The sequence below is a fragment of the Streptomyces sp. NPDC093085 genome (assembly GCF_040683935.1).
Taxonomy (GTDB): Bacteria; Actinomycetota; Actinomycetes; order Streptomycetales; family Streptomycetaceae; genus Streptomyces.
Genome location: NZ_JBFBFB010000007.1, coordinates 236,240 through 251,487, shown reverse-complemented (window position 1 = coordinate 251,487; position 15,248 = coordinate 236,240). Strand labels below are relative to the sequence as shown.

Genomic DNA, 15,248 nt, shown 5'->3' with positions numbered 1-15,248 from the left:
TTGGCCGTCACATTCCGTATACGCGTATCAACGTATTTCTCCTCCTCCGTTCGGGAACCCGGCCTGGGGTTTCCGTACGCCATTCGTGCATTTCCTCCCCCGCATGGGGTATCGACCATGAAGGGCACCACCGTGCCGGCCTTTGACACCCGCGTCCCCGCCGTCCTCGTACGGCTCGACCGGAACCCGTTCCACCACGGCACACTGGGCGCCGTACGCTCCCTCGGCCGCGCCGGGATCGAGGTGCACGCGGTGGTCGAGGGAGCGCGCACCCCGGTCCGGCGCTCCCGCTATCTCCACGCCGCCCACCTCAGACCCGAGCGCACCACCCCCGACGCCGTACGGAGGCTGCTGCTCTCCCTCGCCGACGGGCTCACCGCCCCCGCCGTCCTCATCCCCATGGACGACCTCGGCGCGATCACGGTCGACCGCCTCCGCCCCGAGCTGACCGGCCGTTACCTCCTGCCCGACCAGCCGTCAGGGCTCCCGGAACGCGTCGCCGACAAGGCCGAACTGGCCGCCCTCTGCGACGGACTCGGGGTGCCCCACCCCCGTACCGTCCTCCCGGAGAGCGCCGCCGAGGCCGCCGCCGCCGCGTGGTCGCTGGGGCTCCCCGTGGTCGCCAAGTGGAGCCGCCCCTGGCTCCTCCCCGAGGGCTCCGGGCTCCGCTCCACCCGCGTCGTACGCTCCCCGCGCGAGGCCCGCGAACTCCACGCACGCGCCGCCGAGGCCGGCAGCCGCCTCCTCCTCCAGGAGTTCCTGCCGTACGGGCCAGGACGGGACTGGTTCTTCCACGGGTACAGCGGACGCGGTCCGGCCGGCGGCTGCCCGAACCTCCTCGGCGCCGCCGGCCGCAAGGACCGCGCCTGGCCGGTGGGCGCGGGGCTGACCGCCGTCGGACGGTGGCTGCCCAACCCGGACGTGGAGCGGCTGGCCGGGGAGGTGGTCGCCGCCCTCGGCTACCGGGGCATCCTCGACCTCGACTTCCGCCGCGAGGCCGCCACCGGCGCGTACCACCTGCTCGACTTCAACCCCCGCCCCGGCGCGCAGTTCCGGCTCTTCACCGACGGCGCGGGCACCGACGTGGTGCGCGCCCTCCACCTCGACCTGACCGGACGGGCCTTCCCGGTACGGGAGGCCGCGCACGGCCGCGCCTTCGTCGTGGAGCACTACGCGCTGCTCTCCTTCCTCTCCGCGCCCCGCGACGGCGGCGGCCGTACCGGACCGGAACCCCGGAGCGGGCCCCGCGAGACCGCCTGGTGGGCCCCGGACGACCCGCTGCCCGCCTGCGCGATGGCCCTCGCCTGGACGGGCAGCCTGCTCCGCCGCACCGGCCGCAGGCTCCGCCGCACCCTCCCCGGCGCCCGCACCCCCGCACCCCTCTCACCCCCCACATCCCCCTCACCCCTCTCACCCCCCTCACCCTCCTCAGAGCCACCCACGCAGAGAGCGGAACACACCATGCACGACCTGGTAGTTGTGGGCGCAGGCCCCTATGGACTCTCCATCGCCGCGCACGCCGCCGCGGCCGGGCTCGACCTGCGGGTCTTCGGCCGGCCGATGGCCTCCTGGCGGGACCACATGCCGCCCGGCATGTTCCTGAAGTCCGAACCCTGGGCGTCCGACCTCTCCGACCCGCGGGGCGCCTTCGGCCTCGCCGCGTACGCCGCCACCCTCGGCACCGAGGCGCGCCACGGCGTCCCGCTGCCGGTCGGGCTCTTCGCCTCGTACGGCCTGTGGTTCGCGGAGCGCGCGGCGCCGCCGGTCGACGAACGGACCATCACCTCCGTGGCCGCCTGTCCCGGCGGGTTCCTGCTGACCGCCGAGGACGGGGAGCGGGTGCGCGCCCGTACGGTGGCGCTCGCCGTGGGCGTCATGCCGTTCATCGATATTCCCGCGCCGCTCCTCGGCCTCGGCCGCGACCAGGTGACGCACAGCAGCCACCACGCCGGACTCGAACGGTTCGCGGGCGGCGACGTGACGGTGATCGGCGCGGGCCAGGCGGCGCTGGAGACCGCCGCGCTCCTCGCCGAACAGGGCACGAACGTACGGCTGGTGGCGCGGGCCCGGCGGCTGAACTGGAACACCCTGCCGCCGCCCCTGGCCCGCCCCGCCCTGGCCGGCGTCCGCGCCCCGCACACCGGGCTCGGCTGCGGCTGGAAGAACTGGCTGTACGCGGAGACCCCGGGCGTCTTCCGCCGCTTCCCCGAGGCGACCCGGGCGAGGATCTTCACCTCGGCGCTCGGCCCGGCGGGCGCCTGGTGGCTGCGGGAGCGCTTCGAGTCGGCGGCCCGGATCGAGGTACGGCTCGGCGAGTCCGTGGTCACGGCGGCCCCGGCGGGCGAGCGGGTCCGGCTGGAGCTCGGCACCACGGCCGGCGCGACCGAGACGGTGGAGACCGGCCATGTCATCGCCGCCACCGGCTTCACCCCCGGGCTCGACCGGCTCGGCCTGCTCACCGGCGGGCTGGGGGACACGCTCCGGACGGTGGGCCGGGGCGGGGCGCCCGAGGCGAGCGCCGCCTTCGAGTCCTCGTACCCCGGACTCTTCGTGGCGGGCCTGCTGAGCGCCCCGTCCTTCGGCCCGGCGATGCGCTTCGTGTACGGGGCCTCGTACACGGCGGAGCGGCTGGTGGCGGGGGTACGGCGGCGGGTCGGTGCCCGGGGCGGACCGCTGGCGAAGGTGCGGCAGCGGCAGCGGCGCGAGGAGCGCGAGGGGCAGCTCTCCGGAGCGTGACCGGAGGCACCGGACACCGGAGGCTCCGGACACCCGGAGCCTCCGGCAGTGGCGGAAACAGGAGGCCGGTCCCGTCAGGTACGGGACCGGCCTCCTGGCCGTTCCGGGAGCGCGGGAGCCGCGGCGGGGCTCAGCCCCGGGAGACGGTGCGGGCGCGGCGGTAGAGCAGGGCGCCGCCGAGGATCAGCCCGGCGCTGGTCCCGGCGAGGGAGAGCAGGTGCGCGCCGGCACCGGTGGCCGCGAGGTGCGGGGGATCGGCGGGGCGCTCGGCGGGACGGGCGGCGGCCGCCGCGATGGGCTCGGCCGACTGCTCCGTGTGCGGGACGTGGCGCGGGGGCGCGGCCGGCGGGACCGAGCGGTCCTCCGGCGGCGCCACCTCCTCGGGCTCCGCGTCGGGCGCGTCGGGGAGTTCCGGGGCGGCGGGGCGCTCCGGGGCGGCGGGGCGCTCCGGGGGCGCGGGCGGGGTGCCGTTGGCGCAGTGGGCGCCGAAGGCCGGGTTGAGGAGACCGACCGGGTCCACGGTGTTGCCGCAGACGTTGACCGGGACATCGGCGGGCGCCTCGACACTGTTGCCGCCGAGGACACCGGGGGAGGACTGGGCGATGCTGCTCGCCTCGCTGCCGGCGCCGGTGACGGCCTGGTGCGGGGGTGTGCCGTACCCCTCGTACCCCTGCGGGGGTGTCTGCGCCGGTACGGTCCCGGGTGTCTGGCCGGGGGCGGGGGCGCCCGGGTGGGGCGCCGGGTGCTCGGGGCGGGTCTGGTGGTGCGGGGGGTGCGGCGTGTGGGGCTTGTGGGACGTATTGGCGCAGACGTTCCCGAAGGCGGGGTTCAGCAGCCCGATGACGTCGACGCTGTTGCCGCAGACGTTGACCGGGATGTCCAGCGGCGCCTGGACGAGGTTGCCGGAGCCCACCCCCGGCGAGCCGACGGCCGCGCCGCTCGCGTCGGCCGCCTGGGCGTAACCGCCGGACATGGACAGCACACCCGACGCCGCGGCGGCGGTGAGCAGTCCTTTGCTGATGAGGTCTCGCACGCTGTTCGTTTCTCCTCTGCCGACGGGCACTCCGCCGGCGGTTGTCGCGGGTGGGCGGGGCGCCCACCGGGACCGGCCCGGTGGACGCCCCGTGACGTCATGGAGTCAGGGCGTCAGCCGTTGACACAGACGTTGCCTGCGGTGGGGTTCAGCAGCGCGATGATGTCGACGCTGTTGCCGCAGATGTTGACCGGAAGGTGGACGGGCACCTGGACGACGTTGCCCGAGAGGACCCCCGGGGAACCGACGGCGATACCCTCGGCGCCCGCGTCGGCCAGGGCCGGCGAGGCCGCGCCCAGGGCGAGGACCAGACCGGCGACGGCAGCGGCCGCCTTCGTGAACTTCATGGTTGAGCCCTTTCCGCAGCGGTGGAGACGTCCGTACGACGGTCGTACGGACGCGGACCGGCGGTCGCCGGCCCCCGTTCCGCTGCTGGAACTCCAACGAGAGGGCGAAAGGGGAGGAAACTGTCCGGATTTGCGGTGTTCAGGGGTTCACTCGAATGCTTTCCGGATGTCCTCCGGATGCGTCCCGGGTGCTTTCCGAATGCCTTCCGGACGCGCCCGCGAACGGCCGGACGGGCCGTCCGGGGCGCCGTTGCCCCGTACGGCCCGTCCGCTCTGCGCCGGGCGTGTGTGCCGGGTCAGCCGTTGCCGACGCCGTTGCCCGAGAGCACCGGGATGCCGTCGAGGATGTGCGACAGCGGCTCGTCGCCCTTGGCCTGCGTGGAGTTCTCCGCGCACTGCTGGTTCTGCGGGGAGGAGAGCACGTTGACGTCCTGGACGGCGACGGGCACGAGCACGCCGACGAGCGAGCCGAGGTTCGCCTTGATCGGGGCGCCGACGCAGAGCTTGTTCAGCGAACCCTGGATCAGTTCGAGCTGGGGGCTCTGGTTGCCCTTGGTCACGGCGTTGCCGAAGGCCTCGGTGGCGCCGTTGCCGCTGAACGACGTGGTGCCGCCCTCGTCGGCGATGGCGAGCGCCGGGGCCGCGGCGGCGGCCGAGACTCCCACGACGGAGGCGGCGACAGCGGCCCCGGCCATAAGCTTCTTGATCACGGTCTGTTTCCTCTTCCTGAAAAGAACTGCACGTGGAGCAAACGCATGTGGAGTGCGGTGGAGCGACCTGAACAACCGGGTGGCGGCGCTTTGGTTCTCCTCGCCTTCCCTGCTTCACCCGATCGGCTAACGCGGCCGCACGGCGGATTACCGGTAATAGGCCATTGGAGTGATGGGCCGGAACCAAACCGGTGGCGGGGAGTTGCACAGGGGGCCCCGCGGACTTTGGGGCATCCTTCAGAAGGGGACTCATCGTGATCAAGAAGGTTATGGCCGGTGCGGCGGTCGCCGCCTCTGTCGTCGGCGCCTCCGCCGCCGCGGCGGCCCCGGCGCTCGCCGTCGCCAATGACGGCGGGACGACGTCGTTCAGCGGCAACGGCGCGGAGCAGTGGTACGGCAACTCCGCGACCTACGGCAACATGAGCCCGCAGATGGCGCTCATCCAGGGCTCCCTGAACAAGCCCTGCATCGCCCTGCCGGCCAAGGCGAACCTCGGCTCGCTCGTCGGCCTGGTGCCGATCTCGGTCCAGGACCTCAACATCCTGTCCTCCCCGCAGAACCAGCAGTGTGTCGAGAACTCGACGCAGGCCAAGGGCGACGAGCCGCTGTCGCACATCCTGGACAACATTCCGATCCTGTCCGGGAACGGTGCCGGAAACCGCTGAGCATTCGGCATCGCCGGTAAATCGGCCGAACGGGCCGGGCCGCCGCTGTTTCTCCGCGGCGGCCCGGCCTTTTTCTTCGCCGGTGCGGTACTCCATTAGGGGGAACCGTAGAAACTAATCCACCCGTAAGCAGTTGAACCTCATGGATTCCGCCGGTGGGATCCGACTTTCCGGAAAGGTAATTACATGAAGAAGCTGTGGGCTACCGCCGCTGTGGCCGCGTCCCTCGTCGGCGGGACGGCCGCGATGGCCTCCCCGGCGCTGGCCATCGCCAATGACGGCGGTACGACGTCGTTCAGCGGGAACGGTGCCGACCAGGCCTTCGGCAACTCGGTGACCAAGGGCGACATGAGCCCCCAGCTCGGCCTGGTCCAGGGCTCGCTGAACAAGCCCTGTGTCGGCCTGCCGCTCAAGGCGAACCTCGGCTCGCTCGTGGGCCTGGTGGATGTCGCGGTCCAGGACATCAACGTGCTGTCCTCCCCGCAGAACCAGCAGTGTGTCGAGAACTCGACGCAGGCCAAGGGCGACGAGCCGCTGTCGCACATCCTGGACAACATCCCGGTCCTGTCCGGCAACGGCGTCGGCAACCGCTAAGACGGCAACCGCCAAGAACTCGACTTTCCGGAAAGGGTATTCACCATGAAGAAGCTGTGGGCGACCGCTGCCGTAGCCGCCTCCCTCGTCGGTGCGACGGCCGCGGCGGCCTCCCCGGCCCTCGCCATCGCCAACGACGGTGGCACGACCTCCTTCAGCGGCAACGGCGCGGACAGCGCGTTCGGCAACGCCGTGACCAAGGGCCACATGAGCCCCCAGGCCGGTCTGGTCCAGGGCTCGCTGAACAAGCCCTGTGTCGGCCTGCCCGTCAAGGCGAACCTCGGCTCGCTCGTCGGCGCGGTGGCCGTCGCGGTCCAGGACGTCAACGTGCTGTCCTCCCCGCAGAACCAGCAGTGTGTCGAGAACTCGACGCAGGCCAAGGGTGACGAGCCGCTGTCGCACCTCCTGGACGACATCCCGGTGCTCTCCGGGAACGGTGTCGGCAACCACTGACCCCACCCCCCCCACAGAGGCCCGGCCTCACGGTTCCGCAGACCGTGAGGCCGGGCCTCCGGCGTGTGCGGGCCCGTTTTGCAGCCGGCCGGTTTTGCATACATGACGTATCGGATACATGATGTATCCGATCGCCCGTCCGGGTGACCCGCCCGTGTGAGAAGAGGCCCGCCATGCCGAAGTCACCGACCAAGCGCCGCCCGCGTACGGTCGCCTCGCTGACCGACAGCGCGCTCGCCCTCTTCACCGAGAACGGCTTCCACGCCACCTCGATCAGCGACATCGTGGAGCGCGCCGGGCTCACCCGGGGCGCCTTCTACTCCAACTACCGCGACAAGGAAGAGCTGTTCCTCGCGTTGTACGACGCCCACGCCGACCGGCTCCTCGCCGATCTGCGGGCCGAGGCCGCCCGGCTCGACCCCGGCGAGGACCTGGTCGACCGGCTCCTCGCGTACACGGCGGAGCGGGCGGAACAGGAGCGGCGGTGGTTCCTGGTCTCCATGGAGTTCACCCTGCACGCCGCCCGTACCCCCGCCGTGGCCGAACTGCTCGGCGCCCATGAGGAGCGCCTGGTCCAGGCGGTGGCCGGGGTGATCACCGAGACCCTGGCCAGGACCGAGCTGCGGCCGGCCGTCGACGCCGCCGACGGGGCCCGGCTGCTGATCGCCCTCTTCAAGGGCCTCAGCGCGCTCCGCCCCGTCCAGGGCCCGCAGGGGCTCCCGGGCGCCGAAGGGCTCTCCCGGCGGCTCGCCCCGTACCTCGTCCGCGCCCTGACCACGGCGGACACCCCCCACCCGAACCATCCGAACCATCCGAACCACGCAGAAGGAACCACAGAGCGATGAGCGCCGACACCGACACCGATCCGGAAACAGCCACCGACACTCCGCCGGACGGCGCGCCGCGCGGGTTCTCCGCCGAGCTGCGGGACGCGCTCACCCCGCGGGGGGTGCTGCTGGTCGTGGGCGGTCTCGTCCTCCAGCTCGCGTTCATCCTGTCGTACATCGGGGCCTTCCACGCGCCCAGTCCGCACCGGATCCCGCTCGCCGTCGTCGCGCCGGGCCAGGTCTCCGTGCAGACCGCCGACCGGCTCAACGCGCTGGACGGGGAGCCCCTCGACGCCCGTACCGCCAGGGACGAGGCCGCCGGGCGGGCGCTGCTGCTCGACCGGAGCGTGGACGCCGTTCTCCTCGTCGACCCGCGCGGCACCCAGGACCGGCTGCTGGTGGCGTCGGCGGGCGGGCCCGCCGTGTCGACCGCCGTCACCGAGATCGTCGGGAAGGTGGAGGCGGCGCAGCAGCGGACGGCCGTCACCGAGGACATCCGGCCGCCCGGGTCGGGCGACGGGCGCGGGCTCTCCTCGTTCTACCTGGCCATCGGGTGGATCGTGGGCGGCTATCTCGCCGCCGCCATCCTCGGCATCGCGGCCGGGGCCCGCCCCGCCAATCTGCACCGTACGGTCATCCGGCTCGGCGCCCTCGCCGTGTACGCGGTGGTCTCCGGGCTCGGCGGGGCGCTGATCGCGGGGCCCGTGCTCGGGGCGCTGAGCGGGCACTTCGTCCAGATGTGGGCGATCGGCGCGCTGACCGTCTTCGCCGCCGCCGCGACCACCGTCGCTCTCCAGGTGCTGCTGGGCGTCCTCGGGATCGGGGTGACGATCCTGGTCTTCGTCGTCCTCGGCAACCCGAGCGCGGGCGGCGCCTTCCCGCCGGCGCTGCTGCCGCCGTTCTGGCGGGCCATCGGGGAGTACATCCCCACCGGGGCGGCCACCACCGCGCTGCGCAACACCGTCTACTTCGCCGGTAACGCGCTGACCGGGCCGCTGTGGGTGCTGGCGGGTTACGCGCTGGCCGGTACCGCGGTGGCGGTGCTCGCCTCCGCGCGCCATCAGCGCGCGAAGGCGAGGGGGTCCCGGGCTCCGGAGACTCCGGAAGCCCCGGTGGCTCCCGAAGCCCCGGTGGCTCCGGAGGCTCCGGTGAGCGGCGGTCAGACGGCCGAGCGGTAGAGGCCGAACTCGGCGATCCGGGCGGGCTCGCGGGAGGCGAGGATCCGGAGCCGCCAGCGCCGGGCGGTGACCGGGGCCGGCAGGAGCAGGATGCGGCTCGCGCCGACCGTGCCGGTGCGGGCCACCTCCGTCCAGCCGCCCGGGGCGCCCGCCTGCTCGGCCTCGACGACGGCGCCTTCGACCTGCTGGCCGTGGCGGATCTCCTCGGCCAGCCGGATCCGGTCCACGGCGGTGGCGGCGCCCAGGTCGAGGGTGAGCGTCCCGGCGGAGGGGGCTGGGGCGGCCCAGGAGGTGTCGGGGTCGCCGTCGACCGCCAGCCCCGGGCCGGTGCCGTCGCCCCGGGCGCGGGCCCCCCGGGCCAGATCGGCGGGGAGTTCGCGCCGTACCCGCTCGGCGAAGGCGGCCAGGGCCGCGACATCGGCGGCGGCGAACCTGCCCTGGCGGTCGGGCGGGACATTGAGCAGGAGCACGGCGTTGCGGCCGACCGACCGGAAGTAGAGGTCGGTGAGCTGCTGGGCCGTCTTGGGGCGTTCGTTCTCGTGGAAGAACCAGCCGGGCCGGATGGACACATCGCACTCGGCGGGCCACCACTGGAGGTAGTCGGTGGCGGGGAGCGCCCGGACCAGGGCGTCGCGGCCCCCCTGGTCGGGGGTGTCGTACGAGAGCGCGAAGTCGGTACGGCCGTTGGCGACGGCCTTGACGGGGACGGTGGACCACTCGTTCTCGCGGGCCGAGCCGTCCTCGTTGCCGACCCAGCGGACATCGGGCCCGGAGACGGCGATGGCGGCCTGTGGCGCGAGGGTGCGGATCAGCTCGTACCAGCTGTCCCAGTCGTAGACCTCGACATGCTCGGGCGGGATACGCCCTTGGGCGCCGTCGAACCAGACCTCGTCGACCGGCCCGTACTCGGTGAGCACCTCGTAGAGGTGGTTGAGCATATGGGCGCCGTAGTCGGTCGCGGGGAGTTGGAAAGCCGGCAGGTCGTCCCGGCCCGCGCGGTCGTCGCCCTCGACCAGGGTGGGGACGGTGCGCGGGGTGCGGGCGCTGCCGTTGGCGTAGACGCCGTGCAGGTACTGGTTCTCGTCGGCGGGGGAGATGTAGACGCCGACCTTGATGCCGTGGGCGCGCATGGAGTCGGCGAAGGAGCGCAGTACGTCGCCGCGCCCCGCCTCCCAGGTGCTGGCGGCGACGGAGTGCCGGGTGTAGCGGGTGGGGTGGAGCACGAACCCGTCGTGGTGTTTGACGGTGAGGATGGCGAGCGAGAAGCCGCCGTCGCGGAGGGCGCGCGCCCACTGGTCGGTGTCGAGGCCCACGGGCTGGAAGACATCGGGGTCCTCGTCGCCGGTGCCCCATTCGAGGCCGGTGAAGGTGTTCACCCCGAAGTGCAGGAATGCGGTGCGCTCCAGCCGCTGCCAGGCGATCTGCCGCTCGGTGGGCCGGAGTTGGGCCGCCTTGGCGACCAACTGGTCCGGGGTGTCGGTGGGTTCGACGGCGATACGGGAGCCATCCGCGCGGGTGGCCGCGGTGCCGGCGGCTTTGGCGGTACGGAGGGGAGCGGCCTGGGGCGGGACGGGCGCCGGGGCGGCGTGCGCGGCGGCCGGCAGGAGGGAGACGGCGCCGAGTGCGCCGAGGCCCGTGACGAACGGGCGTCTTCCCAAGGTCATGAGTGATTCCCCTTCTGCTGTTGCTGCTCCTGTTGCTGCTTCTGCGAAGAGTCGGCCGGGGTGAGGGTCCAGACGGTGGGCGGGCGCTGGTCGGGCGGGTACTGGACCCAGCCGCCGTCGGCGGTGGCGACGACCGACATCCGGGTGATGGCGTTGGTGAGCTGGAACCCGCCCTGGACCGGCGTGAGTTGCCAGCGCTGAAGGGTGTTCGTGGCCGAGCAGACTTCCTGGGTGACCCGACTGCCGGGCTCCAGCGGGGTGTTGAGGGTGAGCTTTCCGCTCCGGGTCTCCGCGCACCGCCCGGTGGCCGGGTCGGCGAGGGTGACGTACCCGTCGCCGGTGCGGGCTATCTTCCGCACGAGGGCGGGGAGTTGGCCGGAGCCGCCCGCGTCGCGCACCGTATACGTACCGTCGGGGAGCGGTGGCCGGGTGAGGTCGGTGTATCCGGGGGCGTGGCCCAGGGCCTCGGCGCGCGCGGTGAAGGCGGCGTAGTCCGGGTCGGGGCGGGGGACGCCCCAGGTGGTCTGGGCGATGTACCGCAGCGGCAGGAACATCCCGGCGGCGACCTCGTTCTCGGTCTCGCCACGCCCGTTGTCCGGCCAGAGGCTGATCTTGGCGCCGGTGATCCCGGCGGCCGAGGCGACCTTCTCGCCCTCGAAGCTGCGCGGGTCCCAGGACTGGTCGTAGAGCGAGGCGGTGTTCATGTGGAAACCGCCGCGGATGAGGTAGAGGGCGTACGAGGCGTTCATCAACGGGTAGCCCTGGGCGAGGAGTTCGCTCGGCTTGGTCCGTACGTTCAGCCAGTGCTCGATGGTGGTGCCGGGGGTCACGGGGACGGTGTGGTCGCCGGTCAGCCCGTCGTTCCAGATGCGGAGCCGCTTGCCGTGGGCGGCGGCGTACGCCTCGACGCGGTTGACGAAGTCGATGAAGGCGTCCTGCGGGGTGGCGGCCGGGCCGTACCGCTCCCGCGCGTACTGGAGGATGTGCGGGTACTTCGCGAAGTCGGAGCCGAGCATGTACTCGTCGGCGCCCATGTGCCACTCGGGCGCGGTGAAGACCTCGGCGTACTCGTCCATGCGGCTCGTGTAGTACGCGAACGCCTCGGGGGTGGTGACGTCGAGGCGCGAGGGCTGGGCGGCGCCGTCGGAGTCGGTGAGCTGGAGGTCGGGGCGGGCCTCGATCCACGGGTCCATATGGCCGGGGGAGTTGATCTCCGGGATGATGGTGATGTGGTAGCGCTCGCCGAGGGCGACGAGCCGGCGTATCTCGTCCTTGGTGTAGTAGCCCCAGGTGTTGGCCTCGGGGTGCCGGTCGCTCTTGACCTTCAGCTCCAGCAGGAGCTGGTTGAGCTTCAGGTAGGACATGTCCCGGACCAGGTTCTCCAGCCACTCTGGGGTGATGTGGATGTAGCAGGCGCAGACGCCGACGCCGCGTTCGGGGTAGGCGGGGGTGTCGACGGTGCGGCCGGCGGGGACGCGGTCGGGTCCTGATCGCGGGTCGGCGAGGAGTTGCAGCAGGGTGCGGGTCCCGTAGAAGGCGCCGGCGGCGCTGGCCCCGGTGATCCGGACCCGGTCGTCGACCTGGAGCTCGTACCCCTCCTCGCCGAGCGCCCCGGCCCGTTCGGGCTTGGCCCGCTCCGGTGCGGCCTGCTCCGGCGCGGCTCGTTCCGGTGCGGCCCGTTCCGGCGCGGTCGCGATCAGGATGTCGCCGGCTCGCCCGGCCCCTCGTACGGCGACGACGGGAACGCCCGGCCGGCCGGCGGCGCGCAGGTCGTCGGCGAGGGTGTCGGCGGTACGGCGGGCGGCGGGGTCGTCGGGGGCGACGAGGATGCGGGTGGCGGGGGAGAAGACGAACTCCCCGCTGCCGGCGGTCCAGTTGGCGAGGGCGGGCACGGTGGCCGGGGTGGCGGCGGCGGCCCGGCTGTCCGGCTCGGCGGCGGCGGGGGTGGCCCCGGTGAGCAGGAGCAGGGCGGTGACCAGGGCTGCGGTGAGCGCGGTGAGTGCGGGGCGCGCTGGGCGTGCTGGGCGCGTGGTGAGCGCGGTGAGCCGAGATATTCCTCGGACCTCTGCAGGGGGATACGTGACGGATGTTGCTCTGATAGATCGGAGCACGGTGACGGCACCTCCGGAGGAATCAGGTCCTCCGATCTATACCCCTCGGTGCCGGAAGATGCGCCCGCCGCGTATGCGGGATGTGCCCGGGTTCCCGCGCGGGGCGGGGCGTGCGGGCGATACTGCGTACCGGTTCCTCCGTACGGTTCCGCCGTACCGGACGCCCCGTTTCCTCCGTACCGGATCCTCGTACCGGCCCCGAGCGAAGGGAAGCCCCCGCTCATGCCAGCGCCCGAGCCCCAGCCGCCGCTCCCGCCCCCTTCCCCCACCTCTGCGTCTTCCTCCACCTCCACCTCCACCTCCATCTCCACCTCCACCTCCACATCCACATCCACCTCCGTCGTGATCGTGGGCGCGGGCCCGGCCGGTCTGACGGTGGCGAACCGGCTCCGTACGGAGTCCGTCCCCTGTGTCGTACTGGAGGCGGAGAGCAGGGAGTTCATCGAGCGGCGCCCGCGTGCGGGTTTCCTGGAGGAGTGGGCGGTACTGGCGCTGGCGCGGCACGGGTTGGCCGACCGGCTCCTCGAACGGGCCTCCACGCAGGGCGAGTTCGAGTTCCGCTTCGAGGGCGGCCGGCATGCCGTACGGACCACGGCGCTGACCGGGGCCCGGCACTACCTCTATCCGCAGCCGCTGCTGGTCACCGACCTGGTGGCGGCGTACGCGGACGGCGCGGCCGACGGCGGGCCCGGCGGGGATGTGCGGTTCGGGGTCCGGGATGTGGAGCTGCACGACCTGACCGGGGTGCGCCCGTCCGTCACGTACACCGATCCCGTCACCCGCGTACGGCACCGGATCGCCTGCGACTTCGTGGCGGGGTGCGACGGCGCGAGCGGGGTGACGCGGGCGGCGATTCCCGAGGGCGGGGTCTCCGTGACCCGCCATGAGCACGGGGTCGCGTGGCTGGCGCTGCTGGCCGAGGCGCCGCCCTCCGCCGACGGGGTCGTCTTCGGGATCCACGAGCGCGGGCTGGGCGCGCATATGGCGCGCGGCCCGCAGGTCACCCGCTACTACCTCCAGGTCGATCCCGGCGACACCGCCGAGCAGTGGCCGCACGAGCGGGTCTGGCGGGAGCTGCGGCTCCGGCTGGCCGCGCGCGGGGCGCGGGAGCTGACGGAGGGCCCGGTGATCGAACGTACCGTCCTCGACATGCACGACTACGTCGTGGAGCCGATGGCGTACGGACGCCTCTGTCTGGCGGGCGACGCGGCGCATCTGGTCGCGCCGATCGCCGCGAAGGGCATGAACCTGGCGATCAACGACGGCCTGCTGCTGGCGGACGCGCTGCTGGCGCACCACCGGGGCGACGGCAGCGGGCTCACCGGGTACTCGTCGGCGTGTCTGCGGCGGGTGTGGCAGTACCTGGAGTTCTCGCAGTGGCTCTCCGAGGTCCTGCACGGCGCCTCCTCCGGCGACCGCTTCCGCGCGGGCACGGCGTCGGCGCGGCTGAGGCGGCTGCTGGGGTCGGCGCCGGCGGCGCAGTCGTTCGCGGGGCTGTATCTGGGGGAGGACGCGGACCTGTAGGGCCGCCCCCGTGATGGATGATTGACCTCCGATAGGCTGCTGTGGGTCTGCCCCACCCCGCGACGAAAGACACCGTTTTGACCGCCACTGACGCCACTGACGCCGTTGCCGCCGCCCCTGCCATCACCGCCATCACCGCCATGACGACCGTGACCAGCGTGAATGTCAACGGGCTGCGCGCCGCCGCGAAGAAGGGCTTCGTGGAGTGGCTGGCGGCCACCCCGGCCGATGTGGTCTGCCTCCAGGAGGTACGGGCCGAGCCGCAGCAGCTCCCCGACGCCGTACGGGCCCCCGAGGGCTGGCACGTCCTGCACGCCCCCGCCGCCGCGAAGGGCCGGGCCGGGGTCTCCCTCTACTCCCGCCGGGAGCCGGACGCGACCCGGATCGGCTTCGGCAGCGCGGAGTTCGGGGCGAGCGGACGGTACGCGGAGATCGACCTGCCCGGGCTCACGGTCGCCAGCCTCTACCTCCCCTCGGGCGAGGTCGGCACGGAGCGCCAGGACGAGAAGATCCGCTTCATGGACGAGTTCCTCCCGTACCTGGCGGAGCTGCGGAAGCGGGCGGCGGCGGACGGGCGTGAGGTGGTGGTCTGCGGCGACTGGAACATCGCGCATCAGGAGGCCGACCTGAAGAACTGGAAGGCCAACCGCAAGTCCTCCGGCTTCCTCCCCGAGGAGCGCGCCTGGCTCACCCAGGTCCTCTCCGACACGGGCCCCGGCTATGTGGACGTGGTCCGCACCCTCCACCCCGACGAGGAGGGCCCGTACTCCTGGTGGTCCTACCGGGGCCGTGCCTTCGACAACGACGCGGGCTGGCGCATCGACTACCAGATGGCCACCCCGGGCCTGGCGGCCCGCGCGCTCAAGGCGTCGGTGGAACGCGCCACGACCCACGCGGAACGCTGGAGCGACCATGCGCCGGTGACGGTGGTGTACGGGGGGTAGGGGGGTAGGGGGGTAGGGGGGGCATGGGCGAGGCCTTCATCGCCGGCGACGGGCACCACGCGGCCTGCGGGATCTGCCCGTCGCGGCGCTTCCCCCTGGGCGAGTTCGACGTGGCCGAACGCCCTTCCCCGGAGTGCCCTTTCGACCCCGAGGACGGCCACCGGTACACCGCCGCCCGCGTACCGGTCTGCGTACACCCCGACCGGGTGGGGCTGCCGCCCGCCCCGTACAAGAGCGAGGGCGCAGCCCTCACAGCGGCCCTGCCCCTGCCCCCGACTCTGACCCTGCCCGAGCTGGTTCCGTACCTGAGAGCCGTGGTGCACGGCGCGGCGCCGGCCCTGCTGGGCGAGATCATCGAGCGGGCGGCGTCCGAGATCCCGCGCATGTTCCCGGAGGCGGACGCGATCGCGGTACTGCGGCGCGCGCTCGGCTAGCCGTTCCCCGGTCTTGGAGAACATCAGT

General features: G+C 73.0%; 14 protein-coding genes and 1 pseudogene. 10 read left to right on the top strand and 5 right to left on the bottom strand.

What is annotated here, in order from left to right:
- Positions 1 to 117: 117 nt before the first annotated feature.
- Together AB0O07_RS21755 and AB0O07_RS21750 are read left to right on the top strand one after the other, a co-directional pair.
- Positions 118 to 1,296 (top strand): annotated as a pseudogene (locus tag AB0O07_RS21755) (ATP-grasp domain-containing protein); the annotation flags it as partial.
- Positions 1,297 to 1,461: 165 nt separating this feature from the next.
- Entirely contained in the window at positions 1,462 to 2,736 is a 1,275-nt protein-coding gene (locus AB0O07_RS21750; protein WP_365635822.1) for an FAD-dependent oxidoreductase, read from the top strand.
- A gap of 130 nt (positions 2,737 to 2,866) precedes the next feature.
- Here the strand turns inward: AB0O07_RS21750 and AB0O07_RS21745 are convergent, their stop codons facing one another.
- The 3 genes from AB0O07_RS21745 to AB0O07_RS21735 form a co-directional block, all read right to left on the bottom strand.
- Positions 2,867 to 3,769: a chaplin gene (locus AB0O07_RS21745; protein ID WP_365635666.1), complete on the bottom strand. Its 903-nt coding sequence runs from the start codon at positions 3,767 to 3,769 to the stop codon at positions 2,867 to 2,869.
- Between the two features lie 113 nt (positions 3,770 to 3,882).
- On the bottom strand, positions 3,883 to 4,116 hold the full coding sequence (locus AB0O07_RS21740) for a chaplin (protein ID WP_365635664.1): 234 nt from the start codon (positions 4,114 to 4,116) through the stop codon (positions 3,883 to 3,885).
- Between the two features lie 296 nt (positions 4,117 to 4,412).
- The gene (locus tag AB0O07_RS21735) at positions 4,413 to 4,823 is read right to left on the bottom strand and encodes a rodlin (protein WP_365635820.1); all 411 of its coding nucleotides are present in this window, start codon (positions 4,821 to 4,823) and stop codon (positions 4,413 to 4,415) included.
- A gap of 257 nt (positions 4,824 to 5,080) precedes the next feature.
- Here AB0O07_RS21735 and AB0O07_RS21730 point away from each other — a divergent pair, with 257 nt between their 5' ends.
- The 5 genes from AB0O07_RS21730 (at position 5,081) to AB0O07_RS21710 (ending at position 8,543) form a co-directional block, all read left to right on the top strand.
- Positions 5,081 to 5,491: a rodlin gene (locus AB0O07_RS21730; RefSeq protein WP_365635662.1), complete on the top strand. Its 411-nt coding sequence runs from the start codon at positions 5,081 to 5,083 to the stop codon at positions 5,489 to 5,491.
- A gap of 186 nt (positions 5,492 to 5,677) precedes the next feature.
- Positions 5,678 to 6,085, top strand: coding sequence for a rodlin (locus AB0O07_RS21725; protein ID WP_365635660.1), 408 nt, complete (start codon positions 5,678 to 5,680; stop codon positions 6,083 to 6,085).
- 45 nt (positions 6,086 to 6,130) lie between these two features.
- Complete coding sequence (locus tag AB0O07_RS21720) at positions 6,131 to 6,538, top strand: rodlin (protein WP_365635658.1); 408 nt, start codon at positions 6,131 to 6,133, stop codon at positions 6,536 to 6,538.
- A 173-nt stretch (positions 6,539 to 6,711) separates the two neighbouring features.
- The gene (locus AB0O07_RS21715) at positions 6,712 to 7,383 is read left to right on the top strand and encodes a TetR/AcrR family transcriptional regulator (protein WP_365635656.1); all 672 of its coding nucleotides are present in this window, start codon (positions 6,712 to 6,714) and stop codon (positions 7,381 to 7,383) included.
- A complete protein-coding gene (locus AB0O07_RS21710) occupies positions 7,380 to 8,543 on the top strand; it encodes a DUF3533 domain-containing protein (protein ID WP_365635654.1) in 1,164 nt (387 codons plus the stop codon). The genes AB0O07_RS21715 and AB0O07_RS21710 overlap by 4 nt, the downstream gene beginning before the upstream one ends.
- On the opposite strand, the gene AB0O07_RS21705 is transcribed toward AB0O07_RS21710, so the two are convergent.
- Both AB0O07_RS21705 and AB0O07_RS21700 read right to left on the bottom strand, forming a co-directional pair.
- The gene (locus AB0O07_RS21705) at positions 8,525 to 10,207 is read right to left on the bottom strand and encodes an alpha-L-fucosidase (RefSeq protein ID WP_365635652.1); all 1,683 of its coding nucleotides are present in this window, start codon (positions 10,205 to 10,207) and stop codon (positions 8,525 to 8,527) included. The two genes, AB0O07_RS21710 and AB0O07_RS21705, sit on opposite strands and share 19 nt — an antisense overlap.
- Complete coding sequence (locus AB0O07_RS21700) at positions 10,204 to 12,168, bottom strand: family 20 glycosylhydrolase (RefSeq protein WP_365635818.1); 1,965 nt, start codon at positions 12,166 to 12,168, stop codon at positions 10,204 to 10,206. The genes AB0O07_RS21705 and AB0O07_RS21700 overlap by 4 nt, the downstream gene beginning before the upstream one ends.
- Before the next feature lie 372 nt (positions 12,169 to 12,540).
- On the opposite strand from AB0O07_RS21700, the gene AB0O07_RS21695 reads away from it, so the two are divergent.
- The 3 genes from AB0O07_RS21695 to AB0O07_RS21685 all read left to right on the top strand — a co-directional run bounded on the left by AB0O07_RS21695 (position 12,541) and on the right by AB0O07_RS21685 (position 15,220).
- On the top strand, positions 12,541 to 13,842 hold the full coding sequence (locus AB0O07_RS21695) for a 4-hydroxybenzoate 3-monooxygenase (protein ID WP_365635650.1): 1,302 nt from the start codon (positions 12,541 to 12,543) through the stop codon (positions 13,840 to 13,842).
- Between the two features lie 140 nt (positions 13,843 to 13,982).
- Positions 13,983 to 14,786: an exodeoxyribonuclease III gene (locus tag AB0O07_RS21690; protein WP_365635816.1), complete on the top strand. Its 804-nt coding sequence runs from the start codon at positions 13,983 to 13,985 to the stop codon at positions 14,784 to 14,786.
- A 23-nt stretch (positions 14,787 to 14,809) separates the two neighbouring features.
- Entirely contained in the window at positions 14,810 to 15,220 is a 411-nt protein-coding gene (locus tag AB0O07_RS21685; RefSeq protein WP_365635648.1) for a hypothetical protein, read from the top strand.
- Positions 15,221 to 15,248 lie beyond the last annotated feature (28 nt).